The 24,031-nt window shown below is 71.4% G+C and carries 21 protein-coding genes; 14 read left to right on the top strand and 7 right to left on the bottom strand.

Features of this window, described 5'->3' with window-relative positions; translation table 11 throughout:
* Positions 1-19: 19 nt before the first annotated feature.
* Together BM140_RS21040 and pgeF are read left to right on the top strand one after the other, a co-directional pair.
* Positions 20-1,054: a class I SAM-dependent methyltransferase gene (locus BM140_RS21040; protein ID WP_425287077.1), complete on the top strand. Its 1,035-nt coding sequence runs from the start codon at positions 20-22 to the stop codon at positions 1,052-1,054.
* Positions 1,055-1,062: 8 nt separating this feature from the next.
* Positions 1,063-1,824 (top strand): peptidoglycan editing factor PgeF, encoded by a 762-nt coding sequence (pgeF, locus tag BM140_RS21035; RefSeq protein WP_091950783.1) that lies wholly within the window; start codon positions 1,063-1,065, stop codon positions 1,822-1,824.
* A gap of 432 nt (positions 1,825-2,256) precedes the next feature.
* On the opposite strand, the gene BM140_RS25980 is transcribed toward pgeF, so the two are convergent.
* Entirely contained in the window at positions 2,257-2,433 is a 177-nt protein-coding gene (locus BM140_RS25980) for a hypothetical protein (protein WP_165616513.1), read from the bottom strand.
* A gap of 89 nt (positions 2,434-2,522) precedes the next feature.
* Here BM140_RS25980 and BM140_RS21030 point away from each other — a divergent pair, with 89 nt between their 5' ends.
* Both BM140_RS21030 and BM140_RS21025 read left to right on the top strand, forming a co-directional pair.
* Complete coding sequence (locus BM140_RS21030) at positions 2,523-3,419, top strand: outer membrane protein (protein ID WP_091950781.1); 897 nt, start codon at positions 2,523-2,525, stop codon at positions 3,417-3,419.
* A 271-nt stretch (positions 3,420-3,690) separates the two neighbouring features.
* On the top strand, positions 3,691-4,461 hold the full coding sequence (locus BM140_RS21025) for a DUF2076 domain-containing protein (protein ID WP_091950779.1): 771 nt from the start codon (positions 3,691-3,693) through the stop codon (positions 4,459-4,461).
* A gap of 128 nt (positions 4,462-4,589) precedes the next feature.
* Here the strand turns inward: BM140_RS21025 and BM140_RS21020 are convergent, their stop codons facing one another.
* Complete coding sequence (locus BM140_RS21020; protein ID WP_091950777.1) at positions 4,590-5,318, bottom strand: L,D-transpeptidase; 729 nt, start codon at positions 5,316-5,318, stop codon at positions 4,590-4,592.
* 217 nt (positions 5,319-5,535) lie between these two features.
* Between BM140_RS21020 and BM140_RS21015 the strand changes: the two genes are divergently transcribed.
* From BM140_RS21015 to moaD, 4 genes are all read left to right on the top strand, one after another.
* Complete coding sequence (locus tag BM140_RS21015; protein WP_091950775.1) at positions 5,536-6,264, top strand: chemotaxis protein; 729 nt, start codon at positions 5,536-5,538, stop codon at positions 6,262-6,264.
* Positions 6,265-6,456: 192 nt separating this feature from the next.
* Entirely contained in the window at positions 6,457-8,496 is a 2,040-nt protein-coding gene (gene uvrC, locus BM140_RS21010; RefSeq protein ID WP_091950843.1) for an excinuclease ABC subunit UvrC, read from the top strand.
* Between the two features lie 82 nt (positions 8,497-8,578).
* Positions 8,579-9,178, top strand: a complete 600-nt coding sequence (pgsA, locus tag BM140_RS21005; RefSeq protein WP_244535552.1) for a CDP-diacylglycerol--glycerol-3-phosphate 3-phosphatidyltransferase — start codon at positions 8,579-8,581, stop codon at positions 9,176-9,178.
* Positions 9,179-9,237: 59 nt separating this feature from the next.
* Positions 9,238-9,489, top strand: a complete 252-nt coding sequence (moaD, locus tag BM140_RS21000) for a molybdopterin converting factor subunit 1 (protein ID WP_091950770.1) — start codon at positions 9,238-9,240, stop codon at positions 9,487-9,489.
* On the opposite strand, the gene BM140_RS20995 is transcribed toward moaD, so the two are convergent.
* The gene (locus BM140_RS20995) at positions 9,486-11,366 is read right to left on the bottom strand and encodes a S9 family peptidase (RefSeq protein ID WP_091950768.1); all 1,881 of its coding nucleotides are present in this window, start codon (positions 11,364-11,366) and stop codon (positions 9,486-9,488) included. The two genes, moaD and BM140_RS20995, sit on opposite strands and share 4 nt — an antisense overlap.
* A 50-nt stretch (positions 11,367-11,416) precedes the next feature.
* Complete coding sequence (locus BM140_RS20990; protein ID WP_091950765.1) at positions 11,417-12,370, bottom strand: L,D-transpeptidase; 954 nt, start codon at positions 12,368-12,370, stop codon at positions 11,417-11,419.
* Positions 12,371-12,681: 311 nt separating this feature from the next.
* Here BM140_RS20990 and BM140_RS20985 point away from each other — a divergent pair, with 311 nt between their 5' ends.
* The 4 genes from BM140_RS20985 (at position 12,682) to BM140_RS20970 (ending at position 19,796) form a co-directional block, all read left to right on the top strand.
* Positions 12,682-12,975 (top strand): hypothetical protein, encoded by a 294-nt coding sequence (locus tag BM140_RS20985; RefSeq protein ID WP_244535551.1) that lies wholly within the window; start codon positions 12,682-12,684, stop codon positions 12,973-12,975.
* Between the two features lie 296 nt (positions 12,976-13,271).
* Complete coding sequence (locus BM140_RS20980; RefSeq protein ID WP_091950763.1) at positions 13,272-14,516, top strand: exonuclease SbcCD subunit D; 1,245 nt, start codon at positions 13,272-13,274, stop codon at positions 14,514-14,516.
* A 9-nt stretch (positions 14,517-14,525) separates the two neighbouring features.
* Positions 14,526-18,272 (top strand): AAA family ATPase, encoded by a 3,747-nt coding sequence (locus BM140_RS20975; RefSeq protein ID WP_091950761.1) that lies wholly within the window; start codon positions 14,526-14,528, stop codon positions 18,270-18,272.
* Positions 18,273-18,536: 264 nt separating this feature from the next.
* The gene (locus BM140_RS20970; protein WP_091950759.1) at positions 18,537-19,796 is read left to right on the top strand and encodes an MFS transporter; all 1,260 of its coding nucleotides are present in this window, start codon (positions 18,537-18,539) and stop codon (positions 19,794-19,796) included.
* Positions 19,797-19,851: 55 nt separating this feature from the next.
* Here BM140_RS20970 and BM140_RS20965 read toward each other — a convergent pair whose 3' ends face one another.
* Together BM140_RS20965 and BM140_RS20960 are read right to left on the bottom strand one after the other, a co-directional pair.
* Positions 19,852-20,616, bottom strand: a complete 765-nt coding sequence (locus BM140_RS20965) for a ComF family protein (protein WP_091950757.1) — start codon at positions 20,614-20,616, stop codon at positions 19,852-19,854.
* Between the two features lie 22 nt (positions 20,617-20,638).
* The gene (locus BM140_RS20960) at positions 20,639-20,869 is read right to left on the bottom strand and encodes a hypothetical protein (protein ID WP_091950756.1); all 231 of its coding nucleotides are present in this window, start codon (positions 20,867-20,869) and stop codon (positions 20,639-20,641) included.
* Positions 20,870-21,085: 216 nt separating this feature from the next.
* On the opposite strand from BM140_RS20960, the gene BM140_RS20955 reads away from it, so the two are divergent.
* Positions 21,086-21,982, top strand: coding sequence for a methyltransferase domain-containing protein (locus tag BM140_RS20955; protein WP_091950753.1), 897 nt, complete (start codon positions 21,086-21,088; stop codon positions 21,980-21,982).
* Positions 21,979-22,323 (top strand): DUF427 domain-containing protein, encoded by a 345-nt coding sequence (locus BM140_RS20950; protein WP_091950751.1) that lies wholly within the window; start codon positions 21,979-21,981, stop codon positions 22,321-22,323. The genes BM140_RS20955 and BM140_RS20950 overlap by 4 nt, the downstream gene beginning before the upstream one ends.
* Positions 22,324-22,455: 132 nt before the next feature.
* Here the strand turns inward: BM140_RS20950 and BM140_RS20945 are convergent, their stop codons facing one another.
* On the bottom strand, positions 22,456-24,012 hold the full coding sequence (locus tag BM140_RS20945; RefSeq protein WP_091950749.1) for a DUF6880 family protein: 1,557 nt from the start codon (positions 24,010-24,012) through the stop codon (positions 22,456-22,458).
* Positions 24,013-24,031: the final 19 nt, after the last annotated feature.

The raw sequence follows: 24,031 nt of genomic DNA, 5'->3' as shown, positions 1-24,031 counted from the left end.
CCTCTCCGTCCTGACGCGGATGATCCGCACCGACGGGCCGATCGGCCTCGACCGCTACATGGCGCTCTGCCTGAGCCATCCGGCCCACGGCTACTACGCCACCCGCGATCCCCTCGGGCCGCGGGGCGACTTCGTCACCGCGCCCGAGATCAGCCAGATGTTCGGCGAGCTGATCGGTGCCTGGGCGGCCTCGCTGCTCGCGGGCTTTTCCGGCCCCGTCAGGCCCTGCCTCGTGGAGTTGGGGCCGGGACGCGGCACGCTGATGAGCGATGCCTTGCGAGCCCTGCGGGCGGCGGGCGCGGTGTTCGACCTCCACCTCGTCGAGACCAGTCCGGTGCTGCGGGCGCTCCAGGCCGAGCGTCTCGCCGAGGCAGGTCCGACCTTCCACGACAGCGTGGCGAGCCTGCCCGAGGCGCCGCTCCTCGTCATCGCCAACGAGTTCTTCGACGCACTCCCGGCCCGCCAGTTCGTGCGCACGGCCCGCGGTTGGTGCGAGCGGCGCGTGGGGCTGGGCGAGGACGGCGCACTCGCCTTCGGCCTCGATCCGGAGCCCGATCCGCAACTCACCGCGGAGGCGCCGGACGGCGCCGTGCTCACCGTGCCGAGCGCGGCCTTGTCGGCGATGCGCGACCTCGCCCGCCGCCTCGTGCGCGACGGCGGCGCGCTGCTCGCCATCGATTACGGCCACACGGATCCGGGCTTCGGCGACACGCTGCAGGCGGTGGAAGGCCACGCCTTCGCCGATCTGCTGGCGCGGCCGGGCGAGGCCGACCTCACCGTCCACGTCGACTTTTCCGCGCTCGCCCGGGCCGCCGCGGCGGAGGGCGCCACGATCCACGGCCCGGTGGCGCAGCGCGACTTCCTCCTTGCGGTGGGGCTGGAGGCCCGCGCCGCCCGGCTCAAGGCCCGCGCCGACGCCACCCAGGCGGCGGTCATCGATGCGGCAGTCGCCCGCCTGACCGATCCGAGCCCGCGCGGCATGGGCGCCCTGTTCAAGGTGCTCGGTGTGAGCCACCCGGCGTTCACGGCGCTGCCCGCCCTCCCCTCACGCTAGGATCGCTCATGGTCATCGAAGCCGCCGAACTCGCCGCCCTGCCCGGCCTGCGCCACGCCTTCTTCACCCGCGAGGGCGGCGTGTCGGAGGGGCTCTACGCCTCGCTCAACGGCGGTCTCGGATCGAGCGATGCGCCCGAAAACGTCGCCGAAAACCGGGCCAGGATGACCCGGCATCTCGATCTGCCCTCGGAAAAGAACCTCGTCAGCCTGTATCAGGTGCACTCGGCCGACGTGGTCACGGTCGAGGCCCCCTTCGCTGAGCGCCCGAAGGCCGACGCGATGGTGACGCGGGTGCCGGGGCTGGCGCTCGGCATAGCCACGGCCGATTGCGGGCCGATCCTGTTCGCCGATGCCGAGAACCGCGTCGTTGGCGCCGCCCATGCCGGCTGGAAGGGCTCGCTCGGCGGCGTGGCCGAGGCGACGGTGGCGGCGATGGAGCGCCTGGGGGCGACCCGCGGCAAGATCGTGGCGGTGCTCGGCCCGACGATCTCACAGGCCAACTACGAGGTGGGCGCCGATTTCGTCGCCCGCTTCCGTGCCGAGGTGCCGGGCTCCGAGCGATTTTTCGCGGAGGGCCGCGCGGGCCATGCACAGTTCGATCTACCGGCCTTCATTCTGGCCCGGCTCGCCGAGGCCGGTGTCGGGACGGCGACGGCGCTCGGACTCTGCACCTATGCCGATCCGACGCGGTTCTACAGCTTCCGCCGCACCACCCACCGGAGCGAGCCGGATTACGGCCGGCTGATCTCGGCCATCGCCCTGAGCTGAAGCATCGTCCCGAGAGGGGGTTTCCGGTTCTCATACCAAGCGGCACGGAACCGGACCGATGGCCCCGTTCCGTGCGTCCGGCGGACGCACGCCGTCCCGCCGTCGCGGGGCAAGCGGCGATGCATCAGGATCATTGCCGATGGGTCTCGGACAAAGGCGCTGCGACGCGGGGGCCGGGCGCATTCGGACGAAGCGGATCCCGGCGCTTCACGAGACTGCACGGCGCAATAGAAACTCGGCGCCGCCGGCCCGATGCGATGGGGTCGGATACGTCGCCGGATCGGCGCGCCGATCCGGCCTGTTCGGCAGCGGGCCCTGCCCTTCCCGGCCCGATGCATGAAAACCACACCCTTCCCGAGGGGATGCGCTGCGGCCGAGCTTTTGTGCGGTGCCGCACGTGTCTTTAACTCGCATCGTCGTAAGCCAATCGAGTCACGGATCGCCGCGGCCCACCAGCCGCGACAATCTGTCCTGGAACTCCACCGAAAAAAGCTCGGCCGTAAGTGAACCTTGGCCGTTTGGTGGCGTTTCATGATCGAACGGACGGCAACGAACGATCTTCGCCACAAAGGGGCCGCCTTCGGGACGGTCGGCGTGATCGAGCCGCAACAGCATCTTCCGAGATGCTGGAATAGATACGGGGCACCGTGCCGCTGAGCTTCTCGTGAGCGCCGGCACAGTCAAAAAGGACCAGAGTGATGCAAGCACTTCTTCGCGCCGGTACGGCTCTCGCCGGCATCGTCGTCGCCGGTTCGGCGCTCGCCGCCGACCTTCCGCGCCGCGCCGCCCCGCCGCCGGTCTTCACGCCGGTTCCGGTCTTCACCTGGACGGGCTTCTACGCCGGTTTCAACGCCGGTTACGGTTTCGGCACCAACGACAACCGTCGCGACCCGACCGTGCTCGGCGTGAACGGCGCCTCGGGCCTCGTCGCCCCCGGCACCACGGCCGCGATTGCCTTCAGCAACGGCCGCAACTCGAACGAGGGCTTCGTCGGCGGCGGTCAGATCGGCTACAACTACCAGTTCACGCCGGGCTCGGGCTTCGTGATCGGTGTCGAGGCCGACGCCCAGTACGTCGATTTCGGCCGTGAGCGGAACCGCTTCGCCGTCGCCCCGGGCTCCGCGCCGTTCCTGGCCGGCACCCAGATCTTCAACCCGAACGGCGTCTCCGGCCTCGACTACTTCGGCACCGTCCGCGGCCGTCTCGGCTACGCCTTCGACCGCACCCTGGTCTACGGCACCGGCGGCTTCGCCTACGGCGCCGGCGGCGGCCGCGACTTCGGCCTGCCGAACGGTTCCAGCGACGACTTCCGCACCGGCTGGGCCGCCGGCGGTGGTATCGAGTACGCCCTCCCGACCGACTCGTTCCTGAACTTCTTCCGCTCCTCGGCCGTGACGCTGAAGGTGGAAGGCCTGTACGTGAACCTCGACCGCGGCAACCGCACCACCGGCGCCTTCGGTGCGACCCCGGCCGGCGGCCTCGTCTACACCAACAGCCCGGGCGTGGTCCTCGCCTCCGGCGGCGCCGCCCGCGACCGCAGCACCGAGTTCGCCGTCGTCCGCGCCGGCATCAACTACAAGTTCGGCTCGTACTAAGCCGAACCCGACAACGGCCCTCCCCCAGGGGCCGTTGCCGCCCGATCGCAGAAGAAGCCCGGCGCCCCCAGCGCCGGGCTTTTTTCATGCTCGCGCGCGTTTGAACGGGTCGAAACCGGGCTCTCGTTCGTTCATCGCAGGGAAGCGGATTTTCAGGCCAGCGCCACCGGAGAGGCCGCCTCCCGTCCGGCTCTTACATTAGCTCGGCCGCTCCCCATCTCATCGGCACCGCACGGTGGACGACAGCGCCGGCGCCCAGGAGGACAACTCCATGAACAGCGAAGAACGCGACATCATCAACGGCATCTTCCAGCGGCTCGAACAGGCATCCGGCCAGCCCCGCGATGCCGATGCCGAGCGCTTCATCGCCGACAAGCTGCGCAGCCAGCCCTACGCGCCCTACGCCATGGCGCAGCTGATTTACGTGCAGGAAGAGGCGATCAAGAGCCTCAACCAGCAACTCGAACAGGCCCGCCAGCAGCAGGCGCAGCCGCAATCGTCGGGAGGCGGCGGCTTCCTGTCGAGCATCTTCGGCGGCGGCAGCCGCCCCGAGCCGCAGCGCTCGTCCGGCCAGGGTTGGGGCCAGCAGCCTCCGGGCTACGGCCAGCAACAGCCCGGCTACGGGCAGCAGCCGGGCTACGGCCAGCAGGGCGGCTACGGCGGTCCGCCTCAGGGCGGGCCTTGGGGCGGTCAGCCGGGCTACGCCCAGCAGCAGCCGGCCCGCGGCGGCGGCTTCCTGGCGACGGCGCTGCCGATGGCGGCGGGCGCGGCGGGCGGCATGCTACTCGGCAGCGCGCTCTCCAACGCCTTCGCCGGCGGCCATTCGAGCCTCGGCAGCGCCTCGGCGGCCGGCCTGACCGGCGGCGGCGACACCATCGTCGAGAACAACTATTTCGGCGGCCAGGGCGGTGGCGACCAGGACCTCGGCTCGGCGCTGGGCGGCGGTGACGGCGGCTTCCAGAGCGCCGGCTTCGGCGGTGGCGACGCGGGCGGCGATTTCGGGGGCGACCTCGGCGACGGCGGCGACGACGACTGGGCCTGATCCCTTCCCGCGCGGCCCCTGAGCGAAGCCCCAATCCGCCCTCCCGAAGGGATCAACCGGATTTGGCCTGACATGAAAGAGCCCGGCGCCGCGAGGCGCCGGGCTTCTTCGTGGCCGCGGGAAAGCGTTCAGAGCACCTCCACCCGCGTTCCGACCGGGGTGCGCTCGTAGAGATCGATCACGTCCTCGTTCATCATGCGGATGCAGCCGGACGACACGTTCTGGCCGATCGTGTGCGGCTCGTTGGTGCCGTGGATGCGGTAGAGCGAGGTGCCGAGGTAGAGCGCCCGCGCGCCGAGCGGATTGCCGGGCCCGCCCTCCATGTGCCGGGGCAGGTCGGGGCGTCGGGCCAGCATCTCGGCGGGCGGAATCCAATCCGGCCATTCGCGCTTGTTGGTGATCGTCTTCACGCCGGTCCAGACGAAACCGGGGCGTCCGACGCCGATGCCGTAGCGGATCGCCTGGCCGCCGGACTGGATCAGGAAGAGGTGCTTGGCGTTCGTGTCGATGACGATGCTGCCGGGTTTGCCCGGACCGTCATAGGCCACCACCTGCCGGGCGAAGCGCGGATCGACCGCGCGGGCGATCCCGGCCTCTTCGGCCGGCGGCTGCAGGGGCAACGCGGCCAGGCGCGCCCGCGGCTCCGGCCGCGGGGCGGCCTGATAGGCCGGGCGCGGCGCGATCCCGCCGTAGCCGTCGACGGCCGGATGGCGCGTCGGGCCCTGCGGGCCGCCCGTCATCAGGAACTCGATGAAGCCGCCGCCGTACTGGCCCGGCTGCACCGGCGCCTGCGCGTGGGCGGGCCCCGCCCCCAGCATGGCGAGGCACAGAGCCGCCCCGCTCCATCCGAACCGCATCGTCCCGCTCCCCGGCTGACCCCTCGATGCCTCCAGGGTCCGGCACGGCGGCTGGCGGCCGATGAACGAAGATGGTGAATCGAAACGGTCCCCACGCCAAAGGCGAAGTGTCGTCAACGGGCGGTAAAGGCGCCCTGCGGCCGAAAGCCTTCAGCAAATGGAAACCACTGCGCGGGATTGTAGCGGGACGACACGCTCCCGAAGGCCGACACGACCGATGAAGACCAAGCGCTACCGCATCGAGGAAAGCCTCGGTTTGGCCGCCCCCTTGCCGGTTCCGGTCGCGCCCGTGCAGCAGGAGGCCGCGCCGAGCCCGCGCCTCGACGAGATCCTCACCGCGATCAACGACCTGCGCCGCATCACCCAGGCGAGCGCGGGCGAGACCATCGAGGCTTGCCGCCGGGAGCTCGGCGAGGCCTTCGCCATGCGCCACGAGCTGGAGGTGATGAAGGAGGCGATCGCCCGCACGAAGACCGAGATCGGAAGCCTCTACCGTTCCGAGAATTCCGGCAAGGGCATGCGCCGCGTCGCGGGGGAGCTCGACGCCGTGGTCGAATCGACCGAGCAGGCCACCTCGACGATCCTGAGCGCGATCGAGCGGATCGAGACCAACGCCAACATGCTGCGGGGCGTGCGCCTTCCCAAGGCGGCGCAGGAGAACGTCGACGGCATCCTCGACAGCGTCGTCGGCGCCTACGAAGCCTGCAACTTCCAGGACCTGACCGGACAGCGCATCAGCAAGATCGTCGGCGTGCTGAAATTCGTCGAGGAGCATCTCGACCGCGTCATCGATGCCTGGAGCGGCCTCGACAGCTTCCGCGAGCTCATGGGCACCGACATTGCCGCGCCGGATGCGGACGACGAAAGCTCGCTCCTCAACGGGCCGAAGCTCCACGACGATCCGGGCCACGTCGATCAGTCGGACATCGACGCACTCTTCGATTAGTGGGCCTCAAGCGTCGGCGGCTGCGTCCGCGGCCTTAGGCTTCTCGCTCCGCTCGACGCCTCGGCTGTCGCCTAGGCCGCTGCGCGGGGCGCTCTTCGCGCCCGACCATACGCTCGGGCCTCCTGCTCGCCCGTCGATTCCCGTCGAGCACTGACCCTTCCAACCGGAATCCGCCCGGCCTACATGGGCCTCATGAGCCGCGCGACCCGATCCAGCTTCGAGGACGTCCCGCCCGAGAGCTTCGACGAGGACGAGCGCGAGGCGGAGGCCGAGATCCCGGCGCTCGACGACGCGCCGGAGATCGACTTCGACATCGACCACGGTGCGGTCAAGGTCGGCACCGAGATCATCCGCCGGTTCTGGTCGACCCTGCCGTCCTCCCCCGGCGTCTACCGGATGTTCGACCACAAGGGCGACGTCCTCTACGTCGGCAAGGCCAAGAACCTGAAGGCGCGGGTCGGCTCCTACGCCCGGGGGCAGGCCCATTCCAACCGCATCGCCCGCATGATCGCGCAGACGGCGGCGATGGAGTTCGTCACCACCGCGACCGAGACCGAGGCGCTGCTGCTGGAGGCCAACCTCATCAAGCAGCTGAAGCCGCGCTTCAACGTGCTGATGCGGGACGACAAGTCGTTCCCCTACATCCTGCTCACCAGCGACGGCCCGGCCCCGCAGATCGTCAAGCACCGCGGCGCGCGCCGCCGGAAGGGCAACTATTACGGGCCCTTCGCCAACGTTTGGGCGGTCAACCGCACGGTGAACGCGCTCCAGCGCGCCTTCCTGCTGCGCACCTGCTCGGACAGCTATTACGAGAACCGCACCCGGCCCTGCCTGCTGTTCCAGATCAAGCGCTGCTCCGGCCCCTGCACCGGGGAGATTTCTTCCGACGACTACGTGGCGCTGTCCGACAACGCGCGGGCCTTCCTGTCCGGAAAATCCAATGCCGTGAAGGACCGGATGCGCGAGGAGATGCAGGCGGCTTCCGAAAACCTCGAATTCGAGCGCGCCGCGCGCTTCCGCGACCGGATCAGTGCGCTCTCGGCGATCCAGGGGACGCAGGGGGTCAACACCCAAGGCGTCGAGGAGGCCGACGTGTTCGCCCTCGATGAGCAGGCGGGGCAGTTCTGTATCGAGGTGTTCTTCTTCCGCAACTTCCAGAATTGGGGCAACCGCGCCTATTTCCCCAAGGCCGACCGCTCCATGAGCGCCGAGGAGGTGCTGGCCTCGTTCATCTCGCAATTCTACGACGACAAGCCGGCGCCGCGGGTGGTGCTGGTCAGCCACGCCGTCGAGGACGCGGAACTCGTGGCCGCCGCCTTGTCGAGCCGGGTCGATCACCGCGTCGAGATCCACCTGCCGCAGCGGGGCGAGCGCAAGAACCTCGTCGATTACGCGAAGCGCAATGCCAAGGAGGCGCTCGGCCGAAGGCTCGCCGATACCGCCTCGCAGGGCAAGCTGCTCACGGCGCTCGGTCAGACGCTCGGCCTGGAGAAGCCGCCGCGCCGGGTCGAGGTCTACGACAACTCGCACATCTCCGGCACGAATGCGGTCGGCGGCATGATCGTGGCCGGGCCGACCGGCTTCATGAAGACGCATTACCGCACCTTCAACATAAAGTCCGAGGAGCTGACGCCGGGCGACGATTTCGGGATGATGCGCGAGGTGCTGACCCGCCGCTTCAAGCGGCTGGCCAAGGAGGCGCCCCGCGCGGCAAAGGAGGCCGAGGGCGCGCCCGCGACGGACCCCGATGCCGCGCCGGACGAACCGGAAACGTTTCCGGCCTGGCCCGACCTCGTGCTGATCGACGGGGGCGCCGGGCAGCTGGAGGCCGTGCGCGGGGTGCTGGCCGAGATCGGCGTCACCGACGTGCCGCTCGTCGGTATCGCCAAGGGCCGCGACCGCGACGCCGGCCGCGAGACCTTCTTCCTGCCCGGCCGCCCACCCTTCAAGCTGCCGCCGCGCGATCCCGTGCTCTACTTCGTCCAGCGCCTGCGCGACGAGGCGCACCGCTTCGCCATCGGCACCCACCGGGCCCGGCGCAAGCGCGAGATGACCAAGAACCCGCTCGACGAGATCGCCGGGATCGGCCCCACGCGTAAACGGGCGCTCCTGCACCATTTCGGAACGGTGAAGGCGATCGAGCGCGCCGCGCTGGAAGACCTCGCCAAGGCGCCGGGTGTGAATGCGGCGACCGCGCGGGCGGTCTACGACTTCTTCCACGCCAATGCCTGAACCGGTTCCCGACCCGGCGCGGGAGGCGGTGCCGCATTCGTCGCGGTTGACGCCCTCCCCCGCCCATGATTTCACCGCGCCGATGAACGCCGTCCTCCCCCGACGCCGGTCGCAGGCCTGGACGCTCGCGAACTGCCTCACCTACGGCCGCCTCGTCGCGGTCCCGGTCGTGGTCGCCCTGCTGTTCTGGCCGGGTGAGTTCGCGGCGCGCTGGGCCGCCTTCGGCGTCTTCGTCGCCGCCGCGATCACCGATTATCTCGACGGCTACGTCGCGCGCGCCTACGCCCAGAGTTCGGCGCTCGGGCGCATGCTCGACCCCATCGCCGACAAGCTGCTGGTGGCCGCCTGCCTGTTCATGCTGGCCGCCGACGGCACCATCGAAGGCCCGTCGATCGCCGCCGCCATCGTGATCCTGTGCCGGGAAGTGCTGGTCTCGGGGCTTCGCGAGTACCTCGCCGAGCTGAAGGTCGGCCTGCCGGTCAGCCGCATCGCCAAGTGGAAGACGACGGTGCAGCTCCTCGCGCTCGGCGTGCTGGTGGCCGGTCCCGCGGGCGAGGCGCTCATCCCTGGCAGCATGAGGGTCGGCACCATCCTGCTGTGGCTCGCCGCCGCCCTGACGATCTATACCGGCTGGGACTACATGAGAGCCGGCATCCGGCACGCGATCGACGATCCGCGCTGAGTCTAGTGAGATTTTGGGGCCGCCCGTCTGGCATCGGCGCGGGTTCGGGAGTGCGAGCCATGAAACTCGTCTACTTCGCCTGGGTGCGCGAGCGCGTCGGCAAGCCGGAAGAGACCGTGACCCCGCCCCCCGAGGTCGCGACGGTCGCCGACCTGATCGGCTGGCTGAAGACGCGGGGCGAGGAATACGCCTACGCCTTCGAGACCGAGGGCGTGGTCCGCACCGCCATCGACCGGGTGCACGCCAAGCCCGCGAGCCCGATCGCGGGCGCGCAGGAGATCGCGTTCTTTCCGCCGATGACGGGGGGCTAACCCTCCCGCACCACCTGCACCGAAGACCCCGCCGCCTCGCCCTCGCGGATCGGTTCGCAGCGCCCGCCGAGGTGGCGCGCCAGGAACGCCTCCGCGCGGGCGAAGAACGCCAGCCGGTTGTCCGGGCGCACGAGGCCGTGGCCCTCGTCCGGGTAGAGCAGGTAGGTGACCGGCACGCCGCTGGCGTCGAGCGCCGCGACCATCTGGTCGGATTCGGCCTGTTTCACCCGCGGGTCGTTGGCGCCCTGCACGATCATCAGCGGCGCCCGGATGCGGTCGGCGAAGTAGACCGGCGACCGCTCGCGGATCAGCGCCATGCCCTCTTCCGTGTCGGGATCGCCGATGGCGCGGTGAAGCTGCGCCCGCATCGCTTCCCAGTAGGGCGGGATGGTCCGCACCAGTGTCTCGAGATTGGCCGGGCCGACGAGGTCGATGCCGCAGGCATAAGTGTCGGGGTTGCGGCACAAAGCCATCAGTGCGGCATAGCCGCCGTAGCTCCCGCCCATGATCGCGATGCGGGCCGGATCGGCCACGCCTTCGGCCACCGCCCAGGCGACGGCGTCGAGCAGGTCGTCGTCCATGGCCCGGCCCCAGGCGCCGTCGCCCGCGTTGAGGAAAGCCTTTCCGAAGCCGGTGGAGGAGCGGAAGTTGACGCTCAGTGCCGCGTAGCCGCGATTCGCCAGCCATTGATGCATCGGATCGAAGCCGAAGCTGTCGCGCGCCCACGGGCCACCGTGGACGAGGAGCACCAGCGGCCCCGGCCCCTCCGCACCGAGCGGGCGGCTCAAGTACGACACGAGTTCGAGCCCGTCGCGGGAGTGGATCACCGCCGGATGCATCGGCGCCAGCGGCGCGCCCTCCAGCTCCGGCCGGGCGCTGCCGAGGGAGCGCAGAGTCTTGCTGCGCCGGTCGTAGAGCGCCGCCTCGCTGACACGCGTGTCCGAGCGAGCGACGACGATCCAGAGCGCATCGTCCTCGCTGCGGCTCGCCGGGTACCAGTCGCCGAGACCCTGGGCATCGAGGAAAGCGAAATCGTCGCGGAAGCGCTCGTCCAGCACGTACCAGCGGCGGCGGGCATGCGTCACCGAGTAGGCGATCGGGGCGCGGGTCTCGATGTCGTGGAGCACGGTGCCGATATCGGCCTCGTCATGGGCGGCCAGGGTGCGGGTCTCGCCGCTGGCGATGTCGATCCGGGTCAGTGCGGCGGTGTCGCGGCCGCGGCTGTCGCGGCAGAACAGGATGTCGCCCGAGGCGTCCAGATTCTCGGCCCCCGAGGCGCGGGCGTCTTCAGCCGGGAAGGTCAGCCATGGCTTCCAGCTCTGGCCATAGCGGATCAGCAACTCGCTCGAACCGTCGCGGCGGTTCAGCGCGGCGAAGCGCACGGCGTAATGCTCGTCGATCAGGAAGCCCGCGAAACCCGGATTCTCGACCACCAAGGTCCGTTCGCCGGTGGCGAGATCGACGCTGTGCAGGTCGTGGAAGCGCGCGTCGCGGTCGTTGAGCGCGAGCAGCACCCGATCGCGCACCAGCCGGCTCATGCCGACGATGCCCGCGGCGATGCCGGGATAGGGGGTGAGATCGCGGTGCCGGCCGGATTCGAGGTCGGCGGCGAAGACGTGAAAGTTCTCGTCGCCGTCGGCGTCCTGCACGTAGAGCAGGTGGCGCCCGTCATAGGCGAAGGCGAAGCTGTCCACCGCCCGGCGACGATCCCGCGTCACGGGCTGCGCCGCGTCGAGATGGTCGAGCGGCGCCGACCAGATGTTGAGCACGCCCTCGAACGGGGCGACCCAGGCGAGGCGCTTTCCGTCCGGGCTGATCTGATGGCCGTACCGCGTCGGATTGCCGAACAGGTGCTCGCGCGGAATCAGGTCGACCATAACGCCTCCTCGCGGGGCATCGTCGCCCCGCGGGAGAAGGTAAGGCCGCTTCAGCCCAGCACCACCACCTTGGTGCCGACTTCGACGCGGTTGAACAGGTCGATGGCGTCCTGGTTGATCATGCGGATGCAGCCCGACGAGACGCTCTGACCGATGGAATGCGGCTCCAGCGTGCCGTGGATGCGGAACAGCGTGTCCTTGTTGTTCTGCCACAGATACATGGCGCGCGCGCCGAGCGGGTTGCGCGAGCCGCCGGGCACGCCGAGCCCGCTCTGGAGCTTGTCCACCTGGCTGGCGAGATCGGGCCGGCGGGCGATCATCTCCTTGGGCGGATACCAATCCGGCCAGGCCTGCTTCGAGTTGATCGTTGCGGTGCCCGACCACGCGAAACCCTGCTTGCCGACGCCGACGCCGTAGCGGCGGGCGCGCCCGCCCGGCAGGACGAGGTAGAGGAAGCGGGCGCGGGGATCGACCACGATGGTGCCCGGCGGCTCGTTGGTGCGGAAATCGACCTCCTGGCGCAGGTAGGTCTGGTTGAACTTCTTGTAGTTGATGGCCGCGACCGGGAACGGCTCGCCGGTGGCCGGGCCATAGGCGCGGGCGTAGTCGATCGGGCCGTTGTCGGGCTGCTGCGGCGGCATCTGCCAGCCGGCCTGCCCCGGCTCGGCCGGTCGCGGCGTCTGGATCGGGCCGTTGGCGGGCGTCTGGTTGACGGCTTGGCCCTCGGGTGCCGGCTCGCCGTAGCGCTGGGCCCGGCGGCGGGCATAGGCCTCGGCGTCGAGATCGGGCTCGGCGTCCGGCACCGGACGGCCGTGGCTGACCCGGCCGTTATAGGGCACGTACTGGCCGCCGCGCTTGCGGTAGAGCTGGCCCGCTCCATCCTGATAGAGCCGGTCGTCGTCGAAGCCGCCCGCGCCTTGCGCCACGGCAAGGCCCGGCAGGCTCATGAAGGCGAGGCTCGTCGCGGCCCCGAGGAGAAGGGAACGGCGGTTTGGCATGGACATGGATCGCTCGAAAGAAGTGCGCCGGGCCGGGACCAGATTCCGAATGCGGATGACGGTCACGATCGTCCGGGCCGGCTGAACTGCCCCGCTTGGATGTAACAAGGAGCCGGCCGCACGTCACGCCGCCGGCTCCAGGCAGCGGTGGGCTAGCACGACGACTGTGCGAACATTGTGTCCGAAAGGTTACACCTGCGGGGCGCGTCCGATCCGGGGACGCCCGAAGCCGCCAACATTAACGATTTCGAAAAAATTGTGCCGATCACGGCGGAATCGTGGTGGGCGACGATTGCATCGGCGCAGGCACGAACTAGATGAAGCGTGACCGTTCGGCCCCGACCACGGACCCCCACATCGTGCGCGCCTCGACCCTCCGCATCCTGCTCGGATCGCTCGGCCTTGCCTTGAGCGTTTCGCCCGAGGCCCTGGCCGCCAAGGCCAAGCCGAAGGTCAAGCCTCCCATCCAAGCGGCGATCCCTGCCGCCTCGGCGGAAAAGCCCGGCACCGCTTGGACCGCCGCCGAGCCCGACAACTGCGCTCGCGCCCGGCGCAAGCTGTGGCAGGAAGGCGAAGGCTGGATCGTGAAGACCATCACGGTCTGCCGATAAACCCGCTTTCGGCCGATCGCTTCGTTCCGGTTGCGTGCCTCCTCCGCCCTTGTGGAGCGGAGAGGCGTGGCGGGCACCGCCCCGATCCTTCGGACAACGTGATGGCCTTCAGCGGCCGCGGCCTTGAGCTTCGCGCCCGGCCATCTTGTGCTGCCGTTCGCTGCGGGCGGCCGTTCACCCGTTCGTCACAGGAGATCGCGGCCGGCGACGCCTGACGACTCGAAGCCGGCGGCCCAACCCGCTACAACCCCGCCGCCGCGTACGATCCTGCGGCGACGGCTCGGCGGACCTTTCCGGTGATACGCGTCCTCCACACGGGCGACTGGCATATCGGGCAGACCCTGCGCGGCTTCTCGCGCGAGGCCGAGCACGCAGCCGTGTTCGCCCGGATCGAGGCCATCGTCACGGAACGCGAGATCGACGCGCTGGTGGTGGCCGGCGACGTGTTCGATTGCCAGAACCCGTCGGGCGAATCGCAGGCGCGCTTCTACGCCCTGATGGCCCGGCTGCACGCGGCGCGCCCCGCCATGACCATCGTGATCACCGCCGGCAACCACGACGCCGCCGGGCGGTTGGAGGCGCCGCGTCCGCTCTTGGAGGCCATCGGCGTGCGGGTGATCGGCAATGTCCGTCGCCGCGACGGCGCCATCGATCCGAGCCATCATCTCGTGCCGATCCACGACGCCTCGGGCGAGGTGGCCGCGCAGGTGCTCGCCGTCTCCTACCCCACCGCCGCCTGCCTGCCGCCGCTCTCCTCGGTCGGCAAGACGGAGCGCGGCGACCCCTCGCCCATCGTGCGCGGCGTGCGCGACCTCTACGGCCAGCTGTTCGAGGCGGCCCGGCCGCGGCTCGGAGGCCTGCCGCTTCTCGTCACCGGCCATCTCCACGTCGCGGGCGGGCTCGAATCGGAAGGCGCCGAGCGGCGCATTCTGGTGGGCGGCGAGCACGCCGTCCCGGCCGACGTGTTCCCCGACGAGGCGCGCTACGTGGCGCTCGGCCATCTCCACAAGGCGCAAGGGCTCGGCCGCGGGCACGTGCGCTATTGCGGCTCGCTGATCCCGCTCTCGGCCGCCGAGCAGCCTTATCGGCACGGGGTGACGCTCGTGACCCTGGGCTCAGGCCCGGCCGAAATCGAGCACATCGCGATCGAACGCCCGGTGCCGTTCCTGCGCCTGCCGGCCGTGGGCGACATGACGTTGGACGATCTCGGCGACCATCTGAACGCCCTCGCCCTCGATCCCGACCTACCGCTGGAGGCGCGCCCCTACATCCAGGTGCGGCTCGCCCGCGAGGGCCTGCTGCCGGGCTACCGGGCCGAGGTCGACCGCATTGCCGAAGGCTTTCCCGTGCGGGTCGTGGACGTGCGCGTCGCCGTCCCGCCGCGGGCCGCCATCGCGATCGAGGAAGCGGAGGCCCCGCCGCCGCGCCTGTCCGAGCGCGATCCGGAGGAGCTGTTTCGCCTCGCCTACCGCGCCCGCTGGGACGAGGAGCCGGGCTTGGCCCATCTCGACGTGTTCCACCGCGCCCGCGCCGACGCCTGAGCCGGCCCCATGCGCATCCTCGCGATCCGCGGCGAGAACCTCGCCAGCCTCGCCGCGCGGTTCGAGATCGATCTTGCCGCCGGGCCGCTCGGCGCCACCGGCCTCTTCGCCATCACCGGCGAGACCGGCGCCGGCAAGTCCACCATCCTCGACGCGCTCTGCCTCGCCCTCTACGGCCGCTATCCCCGCGTCGCGGTGAGCCGCCGCGAGGACGTACCGGATCCGGGCGGCGAGCCGCTGAGTGCCAGCGACGGCCGGGCGATCCTGCGCCGCGGCGCCGGCGCGGGCTTCGCCGAGGTCGATTTCATCGGGCAGGACGGCCACCCCTACCGCGTCGGCTGGGAGGTTTTCCGCGCCCGCAACCGGGTGGACGGGCGGCTGCAGGGCGAGCGGCGCCGCCTGCACCGGCTCGACGACGGCAGCGCGGTCGCCTCCGGCAAGACCGGCGTGCTGGCGGCGGTCGAGCGGCTCACCGACCTGACCTTCGATCAGTTCCGCCGCACGGTGCTGCTGGCGCAGGGCGAGTTCGACGCCTTTCTGCTGGCTGCCGAGGGCGAGCGGGCGGAACTGCTCGAAAAGATCACCGGCACCGAGATCTATTCGGCGATCTCGAAGCGGGTGCATACGGGCTACGAGGCCCACAAGCGCGCCGTCGAAACGCTGGAAGCCCGCCGGGGCGAGATCGGCCTGCTCGATGCCGAGGCGCGCCAGATCCGCGCCGACGAGGCGGCGGCGATCCGAACCGATGCCCTCCCGCGCCACGCCCGGCAGGCGGCGCTTCGCGACGGCCTGGAGGCGGCCAAGCGCCTCGCCGCCGCCCGCGAAAGCCTGGCTGCCGCCGAGGCGCGGATGGAGGCGACGAACGCCGCCCTCGCGACGGCGGAGCCCGACCGGCTCCGGCTCGCCGAACTCGATGCGGTCGAGCCCCTGCGCGGGCGCGCGGAGGCGGTGGACCAGAATGCCCGCGACCTCGCGGCGGCTGCGGCGCAGGCGCAGGCAAGCGCCGCGCGGGTGGAGGCGGCGCAGGCCGAAACGCACGCCGCCGAGGCCGAACGCGTCGCCGCCGCCGCGGCGGACGAGGCCGCGGAGGCCCTGTTCAAGAGCTTCGGGCCGCTCTGGGATCGGGCGGCGGAACTCGACGCCGCCATCCTCCATGCCGACCGGGAGGCGCAGGCCGCCGTCGCCCGCGCGGAAGCCGCCGCCGCTGCCGCCGACACGGCGCGGGCGAGCCTCGCCGAATTGGATCGGCGGCTGGCGGCCCTGGCCGAGGCGAGCGGGGCCGATGCCCGACGCCTGGAGGCGGACGCCTCCCAGGTGCTCCTGGCCGAGCGCGGCGAGGAGATCGCCCGGCATATCCGCGAGCGCGGCCGGCTGCGGCGGGAGGCGGAGGTCGCCGCGGCGTCGGAAAAAGAGCACCGGGCCGAGATCGCCCGCTGCGAGGCGGCGATGGAGGCCGGGACCGGACGGCTCGCGGAGATCCATGCCCGGCGGTCGGCGCTGGCAGTGAGCCGGACCGAGCGCGCGGCGGCGCTGGCCGTCCTCGACGAGCCGGCGACGCTGGCGCGGGCGGGCCATCTCGAAGCCCTGCTCGATGCCCTGCGCGAGGCCTATGCGCTCGCCGGCCGCCACGCCGCGGCGAGCGCGGATGCGGCAGCGGCCCGGCAGGACGGCGCGAGCGCGCAGGCCGACCATGCGGCGGCGACGGCCCGCCGGGACGCGGCCGAGGCCGGTCTGAAGGCGGCACGGGAACGCCGCGCCGAGTTGCTGCCGCTCGCCGAACTCGCGGAGGAGAGCGTCTCGCGCGAGGCGGCGCGGTTGCGCAGCCTGCTCGTGCCGGGCGAGCCCTGCCCGGTCTGCGGCGGCAGCGAGCACCCGCACGCCCATGCCTCGAACGACGCCCTCGGCCGGTTGGCTGGGGAGTTGCGCAGCCGCCGCGCCGCCCTCGATAGGGAGATCGCGACGCACGGCACCGAAGGCGACCGCGCGCGCAGCGAGAGCGCGGCGGCCGAGGGACGCCGCGACGAGGCCGGGCGCCGGATCACCGCGGCGGAGGCGGTCGCGGGCGAAACCCTCGAGCTCTATCGCGGCCTCCTGCCCCGGCTCCTCGACGCGCTGGCTGCGGCGGGCCTCGCCGCGGCGTTGCCGCAGGCCCCCGATGCCGAATCGCTCGCGGCGGCCGGGCTCGCGGCGCGGGCCGAGCGGGAACGGATCGTGCAAGCCCTCGACGCCGCCCGCGCCCTGCGCACCGAGATCGACGGGTTGGTTCGCGCCCGCGACGAGGCCGAGCAGCAGGCCGCCGCCGAGAGCCGAGACCACGAGGCCCTCAGCCGGCAACGGCAGGCGGCGGGCCTCGCCGCCGGCCGCGCGGAGGCCGACGGCGCGGCGTTGATCGAGCGCATCGCCGCGCTCACCGTCGATCTCGGCCCGGCGCTGACCGCGGGTGATCTCGCGGAGGCCGATCTCGACCGCGACGCCGAGGCCGCCGCAGGGCGGATCGAACGTTTGGGACAAAGCTACGCAACGCTGCTGGCCCGCCACGCCGCCCGCGAGGCCGAGCGCGCCGCCCTCGCCCCGCAACGGGCGGCGGCCTTGACCGCGCTGGCCGAAAAGGACGATGCCGCGCGTCTCGCCCAGACCGAGGCCGCCGCCCGTGCGGACAAACTCGCCGAGGAACGGGACATCCGAAAAGCCCTGCTCGGCGGCGAGGCGACGGGCCCTCACCGCACCCGCATCAATGCCGAGCGCCGCGCCGCCCACGATGCCCTGAAGCGCGTGCAGGAGCGGGCGGCGGAGGCGGCTCGCGGGCTGGCGGTGCGGCTGTCCGAGGCCGCGGGCGCGGCGGCGGCGCGCGAAGGGGCCCTGGCCCGCCGCGACGCGGCGGAGGCCGCCTTCACGCAGGCCTGCGGCGAGCGGGGCCGCGCTTCGGTCGCCGCGCTCCTCGCGGTGCCGGCTGCCGAGAGGGAGACGTTGCGCACGGCCCTCGACCGGCTTCTGCGCGAGGCGGCGGACGCCGCGAACGCCCACGCCACCCGCCGAACCGACCTCGAGGCCCTGGCCGACGCGGCCGAGATCGACGTCGCCGCCCTGCAGGCGGAGGCGGCTGCACTCGCGGAAGCGGAGACGCAGGCGCAGCAGCGCCTCGGCGCCCTCGACGCGGAGCTGGCCCGCGACGACGCGGCGCGATTGCGCGCCGAAGGCCTGGAGGCGGAGGCCGCTGCGGCCAAGGCCGAATTCGCGGTCTGGGCGCAGGTCGAGGAGGCGATCGGCTCGGCCGGCGGCGACCGCTTCCGGCGCTTTGCCCAGGGCATCACCCTCGATCACCTCGTCCACCTCGCCAACGAGCAGCTGCGCGCCCTGAGCCCGCGCTACCGCCTCGCCCGCAGCCCGGCCGCCGATCTCGGTCTGCACGTCATCGACCGCGACATGGGCGAGGAGCGCCGCGCCACCCGCAGCCTGTCCGGGGGCGAGCGCTTCCTGGTCTCGCTGGCGCTGGCGCTGGCGCTCTCGGGCCTGGAGGGGCGGCAATCCTTCGTCGATACCCTGTTCATCGACGAAGGCTTCGGCTCGCTCGATGCCGAGACCCTCGACCTCGCGGTGGACGCCCTGGAGACCCTCCAGGGTCGCGGGCGCAAGGTCGGCGTCATCACCCACGTCGCCGGGATGATGGAGCGCATCGCCGTGCAGATCCGGGTGGAGAAGCGCGGCAGCGGGCGCAGCGTCGTCCGGGTAGTGGATCGCGGCTCTGCCGTGATGTGAGGCAGCACGGCGGTATGCCTGCATCCTGGGCATCGCCTGCATGGCAGCGCGCCATCGAAAGGCGTTCACGCGCCTCACGACCGAGACGGCCGTCTCATCCCGCACTTGGCACGCCGGCTGCATAGCCATCCCCGGCTGCCCCTTGGCAGCGGCGGGGCAACGGCGCCTCGCGGTCCGGACGGCGCTGGTCCGGCAACCTCCTCCGCATGTGCGACCGCCCTCGACCGAACGGTCCGGCGGCTTCGCCTGACCACGAGCACGCCGATGGCTTCCTTCAAGACCGTGATGAAGTCGGGTCACCCCCCGACCCTGTTCGCCGCGTTCCTCTACTTCGATTTCTGCTTCGCGATCTGGGTGCTCAACGGCGCCATGGGCCCGTTCATCACCGAGACCTACGGGCTCACCCCCGCCCAGACCGGCTTCATGATCTCGCTGCCGATCCTGGCCGGCGCGATCATGCGCTTTCCGCTGGGCGTGCTGGCCCAGTATATCGGCCGCAAGAACGCGGCTCTGACCGAGATGGGCGTCATCGTCCTGGCGATGGCCTACGGCTTCTTCTTCGTCTCCTCCTACAACGACGTGCTCGCCATGGGCGTGCTGCTCGGCATCGCCGGCGCTTCGTTCGGCGTCGCGCTGTCACTCGGGTCCGGCTGGTTCCCGCCGGAGCACAAGGGGCTCGCCATGGGAATCGCGGGCGCGGGCAACTCGGGCACCGTGCTGGCGGTGCTGTTCGCGCCGCCGCTCGCCCAGGCCTATGGCTGGCAGGCGGTCTACGGCTTTGCCGGCCTCGTGATGATCCTCCCGATCCTCGTGATGATCTTTCTCGCCAAGGAGCCGCCGGACTGCCACGGCCAGACCTTCAAGGAGCACGTCTCCTGCCTGTTCACCAAGGACGGCTGGGCCTTCTCGCTGATCTACGTCATCACCTTCGGCGGCTTCATCGGCCTGTCGAACTTCCTGCCGACCTTCTTCTACGAGCAGTTCGCCGTCACCAAGGTCGAGGCCGGGCGCCTCACCATGCTGGCCGCGTTGATGGGCTCGGGCATCCGCATCCTCGGCGGCTATTTCGCCGACCGGATGGGCGGCATCCTGGTGCTGTCGATGGTGCTGCTCGCCGCCATCGGCTCGTTCCTGGCGCTCACCGCGACGCCCTCGCTCGCCGTCACCACCATCCTGTTCATGCTCTGCTTCGCCGCGCTCGGCGCCGGCAACGGCGCGCTGTTCCAGCTCGTGCCCCTGCGCTGGCCGACCAACACGGCGGTGGCCGGCTCGATGATCGGCGAGGTCGGGGCGCTCGGCGGGGCGATCCTGCCGAACGTGATGGGCCTGTCGAAGCAATATGCCGGCGGCTTCGCCCCCGGCTTCGTCGCCTACGCCGTGTTCACCGGCGTGGTGCTGGGCTGCCTGTTCCTGTGGCAGCGCAAGTGGGTCGGATCCTGGGTCGGCCCGCGCGGCAAGGTGCTCGATGCCAAGGGCGAGACGCCGGCCGCGGCGGGCGGGCGGATGGAGCCCGCGGCGGTCTGACGCGGCGGTCGGCGAAGGGCGAAGCGGGGGCCGATGCGGCCCCCGCTTCCGTTCGTCACAAGGGCTCGCCCGTCACCGTCGCGAAGGTGAGCAGGTCCACGCTCGCCGCCCCGCCCCGCAGCAACGCGCGCGCGGCGGCGTTGCCGGTGGCGCCGGTGGTGGCGACATCGTCGACAAGCAGGACGCGCCGCCCGGCGAGGCGCGGACGGGCGGCGGCCGGCACACGGAAGGCGCCTTGCAGGTTCAGAGCCCGCTGATGGCGCGTGAGCCCGACCTGGGGCCGCGTCGCCTTCACGCGGGCGAGCGCCCGGACATCGCACGGCTTGTCGGAGAGGCGCCCGACGGCGCGGCCGAGCAGCGCCGCCTGATTGAAGCGGCGCCGCCACAGGCGGAACGGGTGGAGCGGCACCGGCACGATCACGTCGATCTCGTCCAGCACTTCGCGGCCGGACGAAGCCATCATCCGCGCCATGGTGCGCGAGAGATCGAGGCGGTCGCCGTATTTGAGCCGGTGAACGAGGTCGCGGGCGGTGCCGTCGTAGAGGGCGACGGCGCGGGCGCGGCCATAGACCGGCGGATCGGCGATGGCGCGGGGCGAGAGCAGCGGGCCGGTGCCGAGATCGAGGGCGAAGGGGGTGCCGAGCCGCTCGCAGAAGGGCCGCTCGATCAGCCGCAGGCCGCTCCAGCAGCCGGCGCAGAGGGCGTGCGGCTCGGCGGTGGCCGCGCCGCAACCGGGGCAGGTCGGCGGATAGACGAAGCCGAGCCCCAAAGCCGCAGCGCGGTGCAGGGCCCGTCGCAGGACCGGAAGCGCCGCACTCATGGAGGAGATGCGGCGCCGCCGGTCAGCGGCCGGCCGGCTGGGCGGCGTCGTTCTGCGACTTCACCTTGTCCTGCTTGTTGGCCTCGTGGCGTCCGATGGCGCAGCCCGCCGCCGCACCCGCGATGCCGTGGCCGACCGCGTGACCCGCGATCCCGCCGACGACCGCACCCTTGATGCAGCCCTTCGCCTCGGCCGCGCCGGCCAGAGCGACCGCAGCCAGGATCAGCGCGGCGCGGAGAACGATCCGTGACATGAGAACCTCCTTGATCGACCTTGATCAACGGCGCAAAAACGATTGCGCACGATCCGGGTTCCCACACGTTTTGCCGCATCCGGATCTTCATTCTATATCCATTTTCGGCTCCGCTGGGCCGCCGCGCAGCCTCGCGGATCTTGGGCTTCATCGGCCATTCCGGAAAGCCGGTTCCCACCTTTCCGGCCGACGCCCGGAGCCCCATCTGCCCCTGCGATGAGCGATCCGACGCCCCTGTTCGACACCGCCCTGATCCGGCGCCGCCTCGCCCGCGCACGAGCCCGAGGCTATGCCGGTTTCCTGATGGAACGCGTCCTCGACGATGTCGAGGATCGGCTCGCGGCGGTGACCCGGCCGTTTCCGCTGGCGCTCGATCTCGCCAGCCCGGTGCCGGCCCTGGCCGAGCGCCTGCGCGGCTCGGGGCGCGTCGGACGGCTGGTGCGGCTGAGCCCCCTGCCGGAGACGGGGGCCGATTGCGTCGGCGATGCCGAGGCCCTGCCCTTCGAGGCGGGCGCGGGCTTCGATCTCGCGGTCTCCGCGCTCGCACTCCATCACGTCAACGATCTGCCGGGCGTGCTGGTGCAGCTGCGCCGGGCGTTGAAAGCCGACGGCCTGCTCCTCGGCTGCCTGCTGGGCGGCGCCACGCTCACCGAATTGCGCCACGCCTTCCTCCAGGCCGAGAGCGAGACCGAGGGTGGGGTGAGCCCGCGGGTGGCGCCGTTCGCGGAGCTGCGCGACCTCGGCGGCCTGTTGCAGAGGGCGGGTTTCGCGCTGCCGGTGGTCGATGCCGACACGATCCGCGTGCGCTATGCCGACCCGTTCGCGCTGATGCGCGACCTGCGCGCCATGGGGCTGACCAACGCGCTGACCGACCGCCGCCGCACCCCGCTTCGCCGCGCCACCCTGATGCGCGCCGCCGCGATCTACGCCGAGCGCTTTTCCGATCCGGACGGGCGGGTGCGGGCGACCTTCGAGGTTCTGTGGTTCTCCGGCTGGGTGCCGCACGAGAGCCAGCAGAAGCCGCTGCGCCCCGGCAGCGCCCAGACCCGCCTCGCCGAGGCCCTCGGCACCGCCGAGCATCGGCTGACGCCCGACACCGGAGAAACGCGATGAAGGAGCCCGGCCCCACCCATCCGATCACGATCACGCCGCACGAGGGGACCGTGCGGGTGCGCGCGGGCGGCCGCGTCGTCGCCGAGAGCGCGCGAGCCCTGGTCCTGCGCGAGGCGACCTATCCGCCGGTCTTCTACATCCCCCGCGAGGACGTGGCGGCCGATGCGCTCCGGGCCAACCCGCAGCGCACGCATTGCCCCTACAAGGGCGAGGCGAGCTACTTCGATGTCGCGGGCGGCCCGGCGGCGGCGTGGTCCTACGAGAACCCGTTTCCGGCGGTGGCACGCATCCGGCGCCATCTGGCGTTCTATCCGGATCGGGTCGAGGCGATCGAGGCGTAGATCCGTCTCATACCGATCGGCGATGATCCCGACTCATCGTCGATTGCCCCCGCGACTGCGGGGCGGCGGGCGTCCGCCGGACGCCCGCAACAGGACCCTCGGTCCTGTTGCGTGCCGCTTGGTATCGACCGCCTACTTCTCTACCAGCTGCCAGAACCCGTATTTCCGCCCGTGCTGCTTGCGCAGGCCCGCGATGTAGGCCGCGTGGTCCGGATCGAGGCGGCCCGGCTCCACCTCCTCGGCCAGCGTCGCGAGCTTGGCGAGGTCGCGGGCGGCATGGCCATAGGCGTTGGAGCGGGCGCGCTCCAGGATGTCGTCGATCAGCGCCCGGTAGAGAAGGCTCGCGGCCAGCGGATGATCCGGCGCGAGCGCATCGGCGGCCGGCGCCAGCACCTCCCAGTTGCGGCCCGACCATTCCCGGCGCCGCGCCAGCACCAGCCGGGCGGCCCGGTCGAGATTCGGCCAGCCGATCAGGAAGTAGAGTCCGAAATGCGGGTCCTTGCGCTGCTCCGCCAGTTCGAAGGCGCGCTCCAAAGCCTCCTCGTCCTCGAAATCCGGGAGCTTGGCGAGGTAGTCGCGTAAGCTCTGCGGATCGAGGGTCTGCTCGAACCGGGCCCAGCGAAGCGCCTGCGCCTCGTCCTTGCGTCCGAGGGCGTCGAGGATACGGGTTTCCAGCGCGGTTCGGTCGCGCGCGGGACCGCCGAGCGCGATCGCGCCTTCGAGCAGCGTCTCGATGGTGACGGTGCGGGCATCCTGCTTCGGCGTGCGGCGCACCCAGTCGAGTGCCTCCTCGGGGCGGCCCGCCTCCAGGAGGCGCTCGGCCACCGCCGCGACGTCCGGTCGGTCGGGCGCGTTCCTGGTCTCGAGGGCGATGAAGGCATCGACGTCGCCGCGGGCATCGGCCACCGCCTGGCGCAGCTTGCCGAGGCGCAGGCGGTGATAGCGGCGCTCCCACTCGGCCTCGCCGCCCCCGAAGGGGTCGCGTCCGGCTTTCGCCGTCGTTTTGGGCAGGGCGTCCAAGGCCTCGGCCAGCACCGCATCGAAGCGAGAGAGGGCGGATTTCGGCAATTGCGGCACGAGGGCGTCGAGGACGCCCCCGAGGAAACCGTAACCGTCCCCGGCAAGCCCGCCGACGAGACGCGTCGCGAAGGCTTCGACGGTGTCCGGCGGCAGCGTCACGGCGACGCCCACGGCGGCCTCCGCGGCGGTCTCGTAGACGGCGTGGACCTGCCCGCTCGAATCGTCGACCCGCTCCAGGGTGGTGTCGGCGGTCCCGAGGAAGCGCATCAGCCGGTCGAGCGCCATGCCGGCATCGAGCGGCTTCAGGTCGGACAGCATGGTCGTGACCGTGGCGTCGAGGTCGGCCGCAAAAGCCTTGCGCTTCTGCCAGTCGATGAAGCCGCGGGCCTTTTCCAGCGCCGCGAGGCGCCGATCGATCACCGCCGCCACCGTGTCCGGCCCCTGCAGGGCGGCGAGCGCTGCGGTGACCCGCTTCTTGAACGCCGGGCTTTGGCCGACCTCTTCGAGGATCAGGGCGATCAGCCGCTCGGAACTCAGGGCCGAAAGCGTCTCGGGCGAGGGGACGGTGCTGCGCGACTTGCGCGGCTTCGCCACGGATTTCTCGGCAGCCGGCTTCTTGCCGGCGGGCGTCTTTTCGGAATCCGCGGCTGCCTTCACCCGTCTCGCCATGATCCCGTTCCCTATCGGC

The organism is Methylorubrum salsuginis (genome assembly GCF_900114375.1).
GTDB lineage: Bacteria > Pseudomonadota > Alphaproteobacteria > Rhizobiales > Beijerinckiaceae > Methylobacterium > Methylobacterium salsuginis.
Note: the sequence above shows the minus strand (reverse complement) of the source record. Positions and strands in the feature narration are given on the sequence as shown.